Below are 14,550 nucleotides of genomic sequence, written 5' to 3'. Positions count from 1 at the left end.
CGGTGAGGGTGCGGTCGAGTTCTACGACGGGCTCGCGGCCGACAATTCCCGGGCCTTCTGGGAGGACCACCTCCCCCTCTACCGCACCGACGTCCGCGCGCCGATGGAGGCGCTGCTGGCCGAGTTGCAGCCCGAGTTCGGCCGCGAGTTCGGGGAGGGCAAGGTGTTCCGGCCCTACCGCGACGTCCGGTTCGCCAGGGACAAGAGCCCGTACAAGACGCACTGCGGCGCGGTGATCGAGCAGGGCCGGGGCGGCGGCGCCTACTACGTGGAGATCTCCTCGGCGGGGCTGCGGGCCGGGGGAGGTTGTTTCCACCTGGAATCCGACCAGCTCGCCCGGTTCCGCCAGGCCGTGGACACCGAGATCCACGGCGGTGCGCTGGAGGGGATCCTGCGGCGGCTGCGGCGGTCCGGCTGGCAGCTCGCCGGCGACGTGCTGAAGACGAAACCCCGTGGCGTCCCCGACGGGCATCCCCGGCTCGACCTGCTCAAACACCGCTCGTTGTACGCGGTCCGCGGCTGGGAACCGGACGACACGCTGCACGAGCGGGCCTGCCTGGACCGGGTGCGCAAGGCGTGGCGCCAGCTGCGCGAGTTCAACGAGTGGGCACGCGATCACGTCGGGGTGAGCGAGAAGCCCCGGCGATGATCGAGTCCTGACTCGATCACGGGATCGGTACAGACGTCCGCGGGCAAAGGGTCTACGCTAAGAAAACGTGAGCCGACGCGCGAAGATCGTTTGTACGCTGGGTCCCGCCACCGCCACGGCGGAGAAGGTGCGGGCACTCGTGGACGCCGGGATGGACGTCGCGAGGATGAACTTCAGCCACGGCAGTCACGGCGACCACAAGCAGGTCTACGACCTGATCCGCCAGGCGGCCGCCGAAACCGGCCGCGCCGTGGGTGTGCTCGCCGACCTGCAGGGGCCCAAGATCCGGCTCGGCACCTTCGCCGGCGGGCCGGTGGAGTGGCGCACGGGCGACATCGTGCGCATCACCGTCGAGGACGTGGCCGGCACGCACGACCGGGTCTCCACCACCTACAAGGGCCTGGCCCGCGACGCCAAGCCGGGCGACCGGCTGCTGGTGGACGACGGCAACATCGGCCTGGTGGTCAAGGACGTCCAGGGCCCCGACGTGGTCTGCGAGGTCACCGAGGGCGGCCCGGTCAGCAACAACAAGGGCGTTTCGCTGCCCGGCATGGACGTGTCGGTGCCCGCGCTGTCGGAGAAGGACATCGAGGACCTCGAGTTCGCGCTCGAGCTCGGGGTGGACTTCATCGCGCTCTCCTTCGTCCGCTCCCCGGCCGACATCGACCTGGTGCACAAGGTGATGGACCGGGTCGGCAAGGGCAGGCTCCCGGTCATCGCCAAGCTGGAGAAGCCCGAGGCGGTCTACAACCTCGAAGCGATCGTGCTGGCCTTCGACGGGGTCATGGTCGCCCGCGGCGACCTCGGCGTCGAGCTGCCGCTGGAGCAGGTGCCGCTGGTGCAGAAGCGCGCCATCCAGATCGCCAGGGAGAACGCCAAGCCGGTCATCGTGGCGACCCAGATGCTCGACTCGATGATCAACAACTCCCGCCCCACGCGCGCCGAGGCCTCCGACGTCGCCAACGCCGTGCTCGACGGCACCGACGCGGTCATGCTCTCCGGTGAGACCAGCGTCGGCCGCTATCCGATCGAGACGGTGCGCACCATGGGCCGCATCATCGAGGCCGTCGAAGCGGACTCGCCCACCGTGCCGCCGCTGTCCCACGTGCCGCGCACCAAGCGGGGCGTCATCTCCTACGCCGCGAAGGACATCGGGGAGCGGCTCAACGCCAAGGCGCTGGTCGCGTTCACGCAGTCCGGGGACACCGTGCGCAGGCTCGCGCGGCTGCACACGCGGCTGCCGCTGCTCGCCTTCACCCCGGAGGAGAGCGTCCGCAGCCAGCTCGCGATGACCTGGGGCACCACCACGCACATCGTGCCGAAGGTGGGCTCGACGGACCAGATGATCCAGCAGGTGGATCACTCGATGCTGGAGATGGGCCGCTACCAGCCCGGCGATCTGGTGGTCATCGTGGCCGGTTCCCCGCCCGGGACGGTCGGGTCGACCAACCTCATCCGCGTGCACCGGCTCGGTGAGGACGACCACGCCTGAGCGTCGCCACGGCGATCACCGCATAAGGTCTGCGTATGACTGAGCTCGCGAGGGATGCCGCCGCCGGTCTGGACGGCGCGGTGGGAGCGGGCGGCCAGGCGGTGCTCGACCACCTGGTGGCGCTGCTCGATCTGGAGAAGATCGAAGAGAACATCTTCCGCGGGGTGAGCCCGGCCCACTCCCCGGTGCGGGTGTTCGGCGGGCAGGTCGCGGGGCAGGCCCTGGTGGCCGCCGGGCGGACGGTGCCGAGCGAGCGGAAGGTCCATTCGCTGCACGCGTACTTCATCCGCGGCGGGGATCCGAGCGTGCCCATCGTGTACGAGGTCGACCGGATCCGCGACGGCCGGTCGTTCACCACGCGGCGGGTCACGGCGATCCAGCACGGCAAGGCGATCTTCGCGCTGTCCGCCTCCTTCCAGAAGGAGGAGGAGGGGCTGGAGCACGCCGACGAGATGCCGGACGTGCCCGGGCCGGAAACGCTGCCGACCTACCTGGAACGGTTGACGGAGTTTCCGAACCTGCCGGAGTTCCGCAGCCGTCCGCGGCCGATCGACGTGCGTTACGTCAACGATCCGCCGTGGGTGACCAGGGAGACGGGCAGGCCGAGCCCGCGCAACCAGGTGTGGATGCGGGCCGACGGCAAGCTGCCCGACGAGGAGTTGCTGCACGTCTGCGTGCTCACCTACGCCTCGGACATGACGCTGCTGGATTCGCCGCTGGCCCGGCACGGGGTGTACTGGGATCTCGACCGGGTGATCGGTGCGAGTCTGGACCACGCCCTGTGGTTCCACCGCCCGTTCCGCGCGGACGAGTGGTTCCTGTACGACACGACCTCGCCGAGCGCTTCCGGGGGTCGCGGTCTGGCCACCGGCCGGTTCTTCGCCCAGGACGGCACCCTGATCGCGACGGTGGTCCAGGAGGGACTGCTGCGCGTGCGCCGCTGAGCGGTGGGATGTTGCGGTCCGGAACCTGCTGGAGGCCGCCGGAGGAGTCGGCGCCTGCCCAGGGAAACCGCGTTCGCCGTTGAGGATCCGGCCGAGAATGTGTGCATTTTGCAGTTCTTTGATTGCACTCTGCATGCGCGGATCCACTGATGGGGCGAACTAACCCTTTCCGGGTGGTGAGCCACTGACCAAATAGCGAATCGACTGGTTAGATGGAGCGCATCGTCAACAAGCCGGGGGAAATGGGCAGCGTGGACCGAGTCGACCAAGACGGAGGTGCGACGGTGAAACGAGGTCAGGGGCCCACCATCCGGCGGCGGCGTCTGGCGAGCGAGCTGCGGCGCCTGCGCGAGGCGGCAGGCCTGACCATCGACGAGGTCGGCGAGAAGCTCGAATGCTCGGCATCCAAGATCAGCCGCATCGAGACCGGGCACGTCGGGGTCACCCCCCGCGACGCGAGGGACATGCTGGAGCTGTACGGCCTCGCCGGCGACGAGCGGGAGGCGCTGGTGCAGCTGGCGCGCGAGGCGCGCAAGCCGGGCTGGTGGCACGCCTACAAGGAGGTCTTCACCGGCACCTTCGTCGGCCTGGAGGCCGATGCCAGTTCGCTGAGGGCGTTCCAGGCGTTGCTGGTCCCCGGCCTGCTGCAGACCGAGACCTACGCGCGCGCCGTGATCCGGGCCATGCGGCCGGACGCCGACGAATCCGACATCCAGCGGCGGGTGGCGGCGCGGACCGCGCGCCAGGCACTGCTCGCCGACCCGAACCCGCCCGAATACTGGGCGGTGATCGACGAGGCCGTGTTGCACCGCGTGGTCGGCGGTCCCGAGGTGATGGCCCGGCAGGCGAACCGGTTGCTGGAGCTCGCCCGGCTGCCGCACGTGACGATCCAGGTGGTGCCCTTCGGCGCCGGGGCCCATCCCGGGATGGAAGGACCGTTTCTGATCCTCGGCTTCCCCGAACCCGCCGATCCCGACGTGGTCTACGTCGACGCCACGTCCGGCGGTTTCTTCCTTGAGCTGGCTCCGGATGTCCGGCGCTATTCCCTGATGTTCGATCATCTGCGTGCCGCGGCGCTGAAACCGGACGACTCGGTGTCGCTGATCGCGGCGGCCGCCGCCCGGTTTTCCGGCTGAGCCGCGGCCCTTCTCCAGACCCTCCCCATCGGAAATCCCAACACAGCGGCAAAAGTAAGGAGCGGGAAATGGTGAACGTGGAATTCCCGGCCGGTGCCTGGCGCAAGAGCAGCCACAGCGGCGGCGGCAACGACTGCGTCGAGGTGGCCCTGTCCGCCCAGCGCGTCGGCGTGCGGGACTCGAAGAACCCCGCGGGCGGCGTGCTGAGCGTGTCCCCGCGGGGCTGGCAGGCGCTGCTGGGCGCCGTCGGACGCAGCTGAGGCGGTCTCTCTCCTGAACCCCTTACGCCCGCTGAGCTGCGACTCCAGCGGGGTAAGGGGTCTTTCGCGCCGGAAACCCACGTGATCTTCCGATGCCGGTAAGGCCCCCTCAGGACGACTCTGGACTTCGCAGACAAGCGAGCAGAGCAGGAAAGAGGGACCTCAGATGCGAAACGACTGGATCTTCGACGCGGTGCAGGCCGAGGTGGCTTACCGGACCGAGCAGATCCACCGGGCCGCGCGGGCGGGCAGGCCGAGCCGTCGCCGGCGTTGGCGGAGGGTATCCGAAGTACGGGTGCCCGAACAGCGGAGTCCGGCGCCGGGCGAGGTGCTGCTGACCCGGGCCGGGACCCGGTAAGGGGCCGGGCGGTGTGCCGGCGGCCGGGGAGCGGACCGGGTGTGGCGCGGTTCGCGGGGAGTGCGGTGAAAATCGTGCGGGAACTGTCGGTGGGGTAGGCGAGAATGCATCTTGTGCCCCGTCTAGGTTCCGGAATCCCGTTGGTCGCCCGCGTCGACGAGATGCGCAGGCTCCGTGCCGCCTTCAGCCGCGCCGAGCGCGGCGAGGCGGGCACGGTCCTGCTCGCCGGGGATGCCGGCGTCGGCAAGACCCGTGTGCTCGCCGAACTGGGCGAGCACACGGGCGGCCGGGGCGCGCTCGTGCTGACCGGGCGCTGCCTCGACGTGCGGGAGGGCGGCCTGCCCTACCTCCCCTTCGCCGAGGCGTTCGGCCCGCTGGCCACGGCCGAGGACCCGGTGGTCGTCGAGGCGGTGCGGGCCCGCCCCGCGCTGGGCCGCCTGCTGCCGACGGTGCAGCCCGGGCCGCTGGTGAGCTCCGAGCTGGTGCCGGTCACCTCCTCGGAACCCGAGATGGCACACCGGGCACGGTCCGAGCAGGACCTCGGCCAGCTGCAGCTGTTCGACGCGGTGCTCGGGGTGCTCGCCCGGATCGCCGAGCACCGGCCGGTGGTCCTCTTCCTGGAGGACCTGCACTGGGCGGACGGCTCGACCCGTAACCTGCTGTCCTTCCTGGCCACGCGGATCCGTGCGCAGCGGTTGCTGATCGTGGCCAGCTATCGCGGGGAGGACGTCCACCGGCGGCACCCGCTGCGGGGACTGCTGGTCGAGCTGGTGCGGTTGCCCACCGTCACCCAGGTCGAGCTGCGCCCGCTGTCCCCTACGGACGCGCGGGCCTTCGTCGAGGCGCTCGCCGAAGGGCCGTTGTCACCCGAGACGATCGCCAGTGTCGTCGAACGCTCCGAGGGCAACCCGTTCTTCGTGGAGGAACTGCTGGCCTCCTGTGCCGAAGGCAGCGACCTGCCGGCCGAACTGGCCGAAGTGCTGCTGGCGCGCCTGGAACGGCTGTCTCCCGACGCCCGTCGCGTGCTGCGGGTGATCTCCGTGGCGGGCGAGGGTGTCTCGCACGCCGCGCTCGCCGACGTTTCGGGCATCGGCGAGAACGAGCTCGACGAGGCGCTGCGGGAAGCGGTGCAGCATCACGTGCTGGTGGTCGAGGACGGCTCCTACACCTTCCGCCACGCGCTGCTGCAGGAGGCCGTCTACGGCGACCTGCTGCCCGGTGAGCGGATCCGGATGCACGCGGCGTACGCGGCGCGGATCATGCGCACCCCCCAGGGGCGCGGTCACGACGCCAAGCTGGCCTACCACAGCCTGCAGAGCCGGGACATGACCACCGCGCTGCCCGCCCTGCTGCGGGCCGCGGACGAGGCAGAGCGGCTCGGCGCCCCCGGCGCCGCCCTGCGGCACGTCGAGCAGGCGCTGGAGATCTGGCACGCGGTGCCCGAATCGAGCCACCCCGAGGGCGTGGACGAACTGCGGTTGCTGCACGAGGCCTCGTACTTCGCCGGCACCTCCGGCGAGCCGGAGAGGGCCGTGGCCTACGCCCGCTCGGCGGTGCAGGAACTGCGGCCCGACTCCGACGTCGACCGCGCGGCGAAGACCTGGCGACGGCTGGCCGAGGCCCTGAACAACGTGGAAGGCGCGATCGACGAGGCGGTGGCGGCGATCGGCCGCGCCTGGGATCTGGTGGCCGAGTCCGAGCCGGGCCGCACGCGGTCCTGGGTGCTGGCCACCCGGGCGGCGATCCTGCGCGGGGTGGGGCGCCGGGAGGACGCCCTGCAGAGCGCGCGCACCGCGGTCGCCGACGCACGGGCCACCGGGACGGCGGGGGCGGAGGCCTCCGCGCTGATCACGCTCGGCGGGCTGGCCGACAACGCGGCCGAGTTCGAGGAGGCGCGAGTGCGCCTGCTCGAAGCCGAGCGCAAGGCGCGGGAGGCCGACGCGCCCAACGTCGAGCTGCGGGCGTTGTGTTTCCTCGGCAACTCCTATGAGGACCAGGGCGAGATCGACCGGGCGATCATGGTCTACCAGCGCGGTATCACCCGTGCCGAGGAGACCGGCCTGACCTGGAGCGCCTACGGGCTGGAGATGCGGTCGCGACAGTTGCAGCTGCGGTATTTCAGCGGTGACTGGCCGACCGAATCGGCCACCGGCGCCCCGGCCCGCGGGGTGTCCAGCGCGCTGGCCGCCCGCATGACCGCCTCTTCGCTGCCGATCGTGGTTTCGCGGGGCCGGTTCGCCATGGCCGCGAAGCTGCTCGTCGAACTGCGCCCGCACTGGCGTGCCGAACCCCTCACCGCGCTGGCCGCGGGCGCCGCCGGCTCGGAACTGGCCTACTGGCAGGGCGACTACCCGGCGGCGATCCGGCGGGCCGAGGAGGTCAGCGACTTCCTGCGCGTCTTCGGGCTGGACTACCTGCTCAGCGAGATCCGGCTGGGTGCCCATGCGCTGGCGGGCGCGGTCGCGCAGGCCGCGGCGGCCCGCCTGCGCGGGGACCAGCCGGAGGAGCGGGACGCGGTGGCCACCGGCGAGCGCCTGCTCGAGCAGGTCCGTTACGCCGCGGTGAACGGCCGCCCCCGTGCGGGGAAGCTCGGCCCTGAGGGCCGGGCGTGGCTGGCGCGCGCCGAGGCGATGGCCTCCGGTCTGGGCGGGAAGGCGGACCCGGCGCGGTGGGAGGCCGCGGTGGAGGCCTTCGGCTACGGCGCGGTGTACGAGCAGGCGGTGTGCCGGTGGCACCACGCGGAGGCGTTGCTCGCCGCGGGCGAACCGGCGCGGGCCGCCCGGGAAGTGCGGGAAGCGCACGAGGTGGCGGAAAGGCTGCGCGCCCTGCCGTTGCGGGACGCGATCCGGTCGCTGGCGCGCCGGGCCCGGATCGACCTGCCGGGCCTGACCGAGGAGACGGGGGCGGCGGCCGAGCCGGCGCAGTCCCGGGTGGACCCGCTGACCGACCGGGAGCGGGCCGTGCTGGAGCGGGTGGCGCTCGGCCGCACGAACCGCCAGGTGGGGGAGGAGCTCTACATCAGCGAGAAGACGGTGAGCGTGCACCTTTCCCGCGTGATGGCGAAGCTCGGGGCGACGCGGCGGGCCGAGGCGGTCGCCATCGCCTACGACCGGGGCCTGCTGGCGAAGCCGTCCGGCGCGGCGGTGTGAGGCCAGGGGCCGCACTTCGGTCCCGCTGGGGGCGAGAAGTGCGACCCCGGGCCCGGCGTCAGCGGATGCGGCGCAGGAAGCGCAGTCCGGTGGTCATGCCGACGGCCCACAGCTTCGGCGGGACGAAGCGCGGTGGCCGCAACCGCAGCCCGCGCTGCAGCGCGATGGACTGAGACTCGGTGTACTTGAGCAGTCCCTCGGCGCCGTTGCGCCTGCCGAAGCCGGATTCCTTCATCCCGCCCATCGGCAGGGCCACGGTGCCGAAGGTGGCCGCGTAGCCCTCGTTGACGTTGACCGTGCCCGCCCTGAGGCGCGCCGCGACGGCCCAGCCCTCGGCCTCGTCGCCGGTCCACACGCTCGCGTTGAGCCCGTAGACGGTGCTGTTGGCGCGGGCGATGGCGTCGTCCACGTCGGTGTAGCCGTAGATCGCCACGACCGGGCCGAAGGTCTCCTCGGCGAACAGGGCCGCGTCGTCGGGCACGCCGGTGAGCACGGTGGGTTCGTAGAAGAGCGGCCCGAGGTCGGGGCGGGCGCGGCCGCCGGTGAGGACCACGGCACCCTTCGCCCTGGCGTCCTCGACATGGGCCGACACCGCGGCGAGCTGGCTGTCCGAGGTCAGCGAGCCCATGTCGGCGGCGTAGCCGAGCTCGCCGCCCAGCCGCAGCGCCTCGGTCTTCGCGACGAAGGCGCTGGTGAACTCGGCCCGGATGCTCTCGTGCACGTAGATCCGCTCGACCGACACGCACAGCTGCCCCGCCGAGGAGAAGCACGCGGTGACCGCCCCGGCGGCGGCCTTGGCCACCGGCGCGCCGGGCAGGATCAGCATGGGGTTCTTGCCGCCGAGTTCGAGGGAGTAACCGGTGAGGCGGTGCGCGACCTTCCCGGCGAGCGCCTTGCCGGTGGGGGTGGACCCGGTGAAGCACAGGTAGTCCGACTCTTCGGTGAGGGCGTCCCCGATCCGGGAGCCGCGGCCGAGCACGACGTGCCAGATCCCGGACGGCAGCCCGGCCTCCTCGGCGAGTTCGTGCAGCCACAGCGCCGACAGCGCGGTCTGGTTGTCGGGTTTCTGCACCACCGCGTTGCCCGCCGCGAGCGCGGGCAGCACGTCCATCGCGGTCAGGGCGAGCGGGTAGTTCCACGGCGAGATGATGCCGACGACGCCCTTGGGGTGCCGGAGTTCGGCGGCCCTGGTGAGCACCGGGATGACTCCGCCGACCCGGCGGGTGCCGAGGATCCGGGCGCTGTGCTTGCCGTAGTAGCCCGCGACGAGCGCGGTCGCGCTCACCTCGTCGAAGGCGTCGAGGCGGGCCTTGCCCGCTTCGAGCTGGACGATGTCGAGGATCTCGTCCTGGCGCCGCAGGATGAGTTCGGCCAGGCGGGCGAGCACGCGCTGGCGTTCGCGCGCCGGTCGCGCCGCCCAGATCTGCTGGGCGGCCCTGGCCTTGGCGAAGATCGCGCGTACGTCGGCATCCGTGGCCTGGGGCAGGCTCGCGGTGAGCAGGCCGGTGAACGGGGCGGTGACCTCGATCGGCGCGGAGTCCTGGCCACCCGATGCCCGCCGGACGAGCTGGGCGGCCCTGGCCGCCGTGGGCGCGCCGACGACCCCGCCGATCGTGGTGGGCCGGTGCGCTTCCTGCTCGCTGGTCGGGGTTGTGCTGGTCATGAAGCCTCCGTCGCGCAGCTACGTTACCGAGGAGTAATCCTCTCAGGCTTCCCGCCCGCAGCACCAGAGCAGGGGGCCCCGCGCGGGTGCCCTCGCGAGTTTTCCGTCTCCGCCACGGTCTGTGCATTGCCCGGTGTCCGTGCCGGGCCGGAACTCGACCCTGCAGGGAGTGATCGGTGACGCGAGCAGCAACCCGAAACGGCGGGAGGCTCAGACATGGGGCCGCGCGCTTCGGCGGTTTGACGGTAGTGGCGGGTCTGGCGGTGATGGCGGTGGTGAGCGGGGCGTCCCCGGCGTCGGCCCAGACGGCGGGGCCGGTGGGGTGCGGGTACGGCACCGGCGGCCCGGCCGCCTCGACGCTGTGCTGGCTGGACATGAGCGCCTACAACGAACGCTGACTCTGCGGAACATCGTGGTCACCGACTCCACCGGGACGCCGGTCAAGGGATACGCCCTGGTCGGCGCGGACGCAGAGAACACGTCCACCGCCGAGCGGATCACCTGGACCGCGGATCAGCCGATCGCCCAGGTGGCCTCGATCCCGGGGACGAACGGCTGCCAGGCGAGCACGACCACCGGCCTGGGGACGACCACCGTGTCGTGTACCGGCACCGGTCCGACACAAGCCGGTGACACCTGGGGTACGGAAATCGTCCAGGCGGTGGGGGCCACCACCTTCTCTCAGACTCTGTACGAGAACGTTGGGCGCGAGGCGGTGGCGTTCGCGATCCAGACGTCGAAGCTGACGTTGAACAAGGTGGTGTCGGGCCGGGTGCGTGGGTCGGATTCGTTCGATCTTTCGGTAACTTCTCCGGAGGGGACGACGGTGGGGTCGGCGACCACGGGTTCCGCGGCGACGGCGACGACGGGGACATTGACGGTGTTGCCGCGGGCGAATGGGAGCAGTTACGTTCTGGGTGAGGCGGCGAGTGCGGGTAGTTCGTTGGCGAGCTATTCGCAGTCGTGGTCGTGCACGAATGCGACTACGGGTAGCACCACGACCTTGCCGTCCGGTCCCGGGACGGTGAAGGCGGTGTCGCCGCTGCCTGGCGATGATATTTCGTGCACGGTGACGAACAGTCCGTTGCCCGCGGATTTGGGCATTGTCAAGATGGTGTCGCCGAGTCCGGTGCGGCAGGGTGATCCGGTGACCTACACCCTGGTGGTGACCAACCACGGGCAAGGGGATTCTTCCGGATACACGGTGACCGACCAGGTGCCCGCGCAGATCACGAATCTGCAGACGACTACGCCGGGTTGCACCTTGGCGGGCAGCAATTTGTCCTGTGCCGGTGGTCTTCTTCCGGCGGGGCAGAGTGCCACGATCACGGTGACCGGTGTCGCCACCGGGCCGATCGGCTACGTGACCAACACCGCCACGCTGACCGGGAACCAGCCGGATCCCAACCCCACCAACAACTCCTCCGGCAACACGGTGGAGATTGTGGACGTTCCGGTGTTGCCGATCGGGCTGGCGGCCGGGGTGGTCGGCCTGTCCGGTCTCGGTTTCGGGCTGCGCCGCCGCAACCGGCACAGCGCGTCCTGAACTCTCGTGAACTCGGTGGTGTTGCAGGAAACCTTGCGGCGCCACCGAATTTCATGTGCTTCCGGGCTCCTCCGGCCGAGGGGAGGGCCGCGGCGGTGCGGCTGGTTCCTGCCGCGCCGGAATCCCCGTCTGTGGAGTGCGGTCCACAGCGGACATGGGTTCCGGTGGTCCGGCTTCCGCGGCCTTGGGCAGGACGAGCACCGTCGACAGCAGGGCGAGGGTCGCGCCGATCGCGATGAGCCAGAAGCCGAGCCCGGCGTTGTAGAGGGTCTGGCTGGCCGCGGTCTCGGTCGGGTCGGCGCCCTGGTAGCTCAGGGTGGATTCCACGTCCATCGCGAGCATGACCGCCGCGGTCACGGCCGCCGCGGACGCCGCGGTGAGGGTGACCCGGGCCGCTCCGCCGCCCCGCCGGACGGTCAGCAGGGTCACCACGGCCCCGGCGAGCAGGGCCCCGGCGATGACGGCCAACGGGATGCCGTACAGCGGCACGTGGCTGGCGGCGTAGTACTGCGCCGCCGCGCCCTGCGGCGGAGGGATGATCGTCCGGTGCCAGGGGGTGACGAGCATCTCCCGCACCTGCTGCCCCAGGAAGAGCTGCCGCATTTCGGCGGTCGGGTAGAAGGTGCCGACCGCGAAGAGCGCGGCGGCCAGCACGGCCAGCACCGCGGCGATGAGCGGTGCGGGCCCGCGCCTCGCCCAAGCCGCGCGGGCCCGGTGCTGCTCCGGTCGCTGGTGCGGCTGGGTCTGCTGGGTTTGATCGGGCTGCTGCGGCTGTGGTGACTGCGGCTCCTGTGGCTGCTGTGGCTGTTGCGGCTGCTGTGGCTGTTGCGGCGATGCGGCAAAGGGTGCGTTCATCGCGGGGCTCCTTCCGCCTGCTGCGTGCCCCGTGGATACGGTTCCCGGTGCACGCGGCGTTTACCCGCGCCCGCGAGTCAGAACTTTTCGTAAGTAAACGTCACCGGCCGCGCCCCGGCGGGTCTCCCAGGTGGAGCGGGCCGGCCCGTGTGAGGGCCGGGCCGGCCCGCCCGTGACCCGCGGCCCGCCCGGTTCCGGCGATGGCCGATGGTGGCCTGTCCGCTCAGTCGGCCTGTTGTTTCGCGACGCGCTTCCATTCCTCCAGCAGTTGCTTGCGACGGGCGGGCGCACCACCGAGTTCGGCGTCGAGCGCGAGGCCCCGCATGAGGTTGACGGTGAGCCAGAACAGCGTTTCGGTGCGTTCGGGCGGCAGTTCCGAGACGATTCCGAGGATGCGTTCCAGCGCCATCCGGCCGAGTGCGCGGTCGACCGGGCGGATCGCCGCCCGGAGCGCGGGATCGGTGCGGGCGGCCACCCACAGCTCGGTGGAGGCCGTGGCGAGGGTGCCCGAGTAGCCGTTCCACAGCATGTCGACGGCCGCGGGGATCGCGTCGACCCCGTGCGGGAGTTCGTCCAGCGACACCGCCAGCGCGGCCATGCGTTTGGTCGTCAGATGTTCGACCGCGGCGGCCATCAGCTCGGCCTTGTCCGCGAAATGGTGCTGCGCCGCGCCCTTGGACACCCCGGCCCTGGCACAGATCTCCTGCATGGAGGTGCGCGCGTAACCGAGTTCGACCAGGCAGTCGATGGTCGCGTCGAGCAGGGCCGTCCTGGTCTGCTCGCGCCGCTGCGCCTGGGTGCGGTGTCCTCGGGGCTCGGCCACTGCGGTTCTCCCGGTGCTCTTTACCGGCGCTGAAGCCGGATGTACATTCCACGTGGAACTTACCTTCCATCCGTAATGTTTTCTAGAGGAGGCCACGCCGTGCCACTGCAACCCCCGAAGAGCGCCTGGGCCAGGGACCTGGACGACTTCCGTGAGCTGGCCAGGACGTTCTGCCAGAAGGAGCTCGCTCCCCATGCGGAGCGGTGGGCCGAGCAGAAGCAGGTGGACCGCGAGCTGTGGAACAAGGCGGGTGAGGTCGGGCTGCTCGCGCTGTCCATCCCCGAGGAGTACGGCGGCGGTGGCGGCACGTTCGCGCACGAGGCGGTGCTCTTCGAGGAGCAGGCCCGCGCCGGTGACGGCGCCTGGGGCGTCACCGTGCACAGCGGCATCGTCGCGCACTACCTGCTCCACTACGCCTCCGAAGAGAAGAAGCGTGAATGGCTGCCGAAGTTCGCCAGCGGTGAGATGGTCGGCGCCATCGGCATGACCGAGCCCGGCACGGGATCGGACCTGCAGAACATCAAGACCCGCGCGGTCCGCGACGGCGACCACTACGTCATCAACGGCGCCAAGACCTTCATCACCAACGGTGCGCTCGCCGACCTGATCGTGCTGGCCGTCAAGACCGATCCCGAGGCCGGTGCCGCGGGCGTCTCGCTGATCGCCGTCGAGACGGACACCCCCGGTTTCCGCCGCGGGCGGGTGCTGAACAAGGTGGGCCTCAAGGGGCAGGACACCGCGGAACTGTTCTTCGACGACGTGCGCGTGCCCGTCGCGAACCTCCTCGGCGAGAAGGAGGGGCAGGGCTTCATCCAGATGATGCAGCAGCTGCCGCAGGAACGGCTGATCATCGCGGTCACCGCGGTGGCCGGGATGGAGGCGGCGATCGACCAGACGATCGCCTACACCAAGGACCGCACCGCCTTCGGCCGCCCGATCTTCAACTTCCAGAACACCAAGTTCAAGCTCGCCGAGATGGCCACCGAGGCGGCGGTCGCGCGGGCCTTCCTCGACCAGTGCATCGAGCGGCACCTCAACGGCGAGCTGGACGTGATGGGCGCCGCGATGGCGAAGCTGTGGTCCACCGAGCGGGTCAACAAGGTCATCGACGAATGCGTGCAGCTGCACGGCGGTTACGGCTACATGATGGAGTACCCGATCGCCCGCGCCTGGACCGACGTCCGGATTTCCCGGATCTTCGGCGGCACGAGCGAAATCATGAAGGAAATCATTTCCCGCAACCTCTGAAACTCCGAAACCTCGAAGGGGTAATCGATGAAGCCTGGGCCGCTGAGCGGGCTCAAGGTGGTCGAACTCGCCGGGCTCGCCCCGGCGCCGTTCGCCGCGACCATGCTCGCCGACCTCGGCGCCGAGGTGATCCGGGTCGACCGGGCCACGCCCGGCGCGGACGTGCTCGGCATCGCGGGCGACCCGCTGATGCGCGGGCGCCGGACGATCGGGGTCGACACCAAGAAACCCGAGGGCGTCGAGATCGTGCTGCGGCTGACCGACCGGGCCGACGTGCTGATCGAGGGTTTCCGGCCCGGCGTGGCCGAGCGGATGGGGCTGGGCCCGGAGCAGGTGCGGGGCCGCAATCCGCGCCTGGTCTACGGCAGGCTGACCGGCTGGGGGCAGGACGGCCCGCTCGCGCCCGCCGCCGGTCACGACATCAACT

Annotated in this window: 14 protein-coding genes; 11 read left to right on the top strand and 3 right to left on the bottom strand. The window is 70.9% G+C overall.

Annotated elements, in window-relative coordinates:
* The 7 genes from FNH05_RS16305 to FNH05_RS16275 all read left to right on the top strand — a co-directional run.
* On the top strand, positions 1 to 649 hold a 649-nt coding region (locus FNH05_RS16305), incomplete at its 5' end, for a DUF2461 domain-containing protein (RefSeq protein WP_144589085.1).
* Positions 650 to 716: 67 nt separating this feature from the next.
* On the top strand, positions 717 to 2,141 hold the full coding sequence (gene pyk / locus FNH05_RS16300; protein WP_144589083.1) for a pyruvate kinase: 1,425 nt from the start codon (positions 717 to 719) through the stop codon (positions 2,139 to 2,141).
* A gap of 35 nt (positions 2,142 to 2,176) precedes the next feature.
* A complete protein-coding gene (tesB, locus tag FNH05_RS16295) occupies positions 2,177 to 3,085 on the top strand; it encodes an acyl-CoA thioesterase II (RefSeq protein WP_144589081.1) in 909 nt (302 codons plus the stop codon).
* A gap of 284 nt (positions 3,086 to 3,369) precedes the next feature.
* The gene (locus FNH05_RS16290) at positions 3,370 to 4,221 is read left to right on the top strand and encodes a helix-turn-helix domain-containing protein (RefSeq protein ID WP_144589087.1); all 852 of its coding nucleotides are present in this window, start codon (positions 3,370 to 3,372) and stop codon (positions 4,219 to 4,221) included.
* Positions 4,222 to 4,289: 68 nt separating this feature from the next.
* On the top strand, positions 4,290 to 4,481 hold the full coding sequence (locus FNH05_RS16285) for a DUF397 domain-containing protein (RefSeq protein WP_144589079.1): 192 nt from the start codon (positions 4,290 to 4,292) through the stop codon (positions 4,479 to 4,481).
* Between the two features lie 166 nt (positions 4,482 to 4,647).
* A complete protein-coding gene (locus FNH05_RS16280; RefSeq protein ID WP_144589077.1) occupies positions 4,648 to 4,839 on the top strand; it encodes a hypothetical protein in 192 nt (63 codons plus the stop codon).
* Positions 4,840 to 4,943: 104 nt separating this feature from the next.
* Positions 4,944 to 7,988 carry a helix-turn-helix transcriptional regulator gene (locus FNH05_RS16275; protein ID WP_144589075.1) on the top strand — a complete coding sequence of 1,015 codons (3,045 nt, stop codon included), beginning with the start codon at positions 4,944 to 4,946 and terminating at the stop codon, positions 7,986 to 7,988.
* Positions 7,989 to 8,046: 58 nt separating this feature from the next.
* Here the strand turns inward: FNH05_RS16275 and FNH05_RS16270 are convergent, their stop codons facing one another.
* The gene (locus tag FNH05_RS16270; RefSeq protein ID WP_144589073.1) at positions 8,047 to 9,651 is read right to left on the bottom strand and encodes a succinic semialdehyde dehydrogenase; all 1,605 of its coding nucleotides are present in this window, start codon (positions 9,649 to 9,651) and stop codon (positions 8,047 to 8,049) included.
* A 239-nt stretch (positions 9,652 to 9,890) separates the two neighbouring features.
* Between FNH05_RS16270 and FNH05_RS39315 the strand changes: the two genes are divergently transcribed.
* A complete protein-coding gene (locus FNH05_RS39315; protein WP_246127773.1) occupies positions 9,891 to 10,049 on the top strand; it encodes a hypothetical protein in 159 nt (52 codons plus the stop codon).
* Between the two features lie 14 nt (positions 10,050 to 10,063).
* A complete protein-coding gene (locus FNH05_RS16265) occupies positions 10,064 to 11,197 on the top strand; it encodes a DUF11 domain-containing protein (RefSeq protein ID WP_246127772.1) in 1,134 nt (377 codons plus the stop codon).
* 51 nt (positions 11,198 to 11,248) lie between these two features.
* Here the strand turns inward: FNH05_RS16265 and FNH05_RS16260 are convergent, their stop codons facing one another.
* Together FNH05_RS16260 and FNH05_RS16255 are read right to left on the bottom strand one after the other, a co-directional pair.
* Entirely contained in the window at positions 11,249 to 12,052 is an 804-nt protein-coding gene (locus FNH05_RS16260) for a hypothetical protein (protein ID WP_144589071.1), read from the bottom strand.
* Between the two features lie 223 nt (positions 12,053 to 12,275).
* Positions 12,276 to 12,875, bottom strand: a complete 600-nt coding sequence (locus FNH05_RS16255) for a TetR/AcrR family transcriptional regulator (protein ID WP_144589069.1) — start codon at positions 12,873 to 12,875, stop codon at positions 12,276 to 12,278.
* A 99-nt stretch (positions 12,876 to 12,974) separates the two neighbouring features.
* On the opposite strand from FNH05_RS16255, the gene FNH05_RS16250 reads away from it, so the two are divergent.
* Both FNH05_RS16250 and FNH05_RS16245 read left to right on the top strand, forming a co-directional pair.
* Positions 12,975 to 14,123 carry an acyl-CoA dehydrogenase family protein gene (locus tag FNH05_RS16250; protein WP_144589067.1) on the top strand — a complete coding sequence of 383 codons (1,149 nt, stop codon included), beginning with the start codon at positions 12,975 to 12,977 and terminating at the stop codon, positions 14,121 to 14,123.
* Positions 14,124 to 14,150: 27 nt separating this feature from the next.
* Positions 14,151 to 14,550 (top strand): CoA transferase (locus FNH05_RS16245; RefSeq protein ID WP_144589065.1); only part of this gene is annotated, 400 nt, incomplete at its 3' end.

Source organism: Amycolatopsis rhizosphaerae (assembly GCF_007713715.1).
Classification (GTDB): Bacteria; Actinomycetota; Actinomycetes; order Mycobacteriales; family Pseudonocardiaceae; genus Amycolatopsis_E; species Amycolatopsis_E rhizosphaerae.
This window is presented reverse-complemented; position numbering and strand designations above follow the sequence as displayed.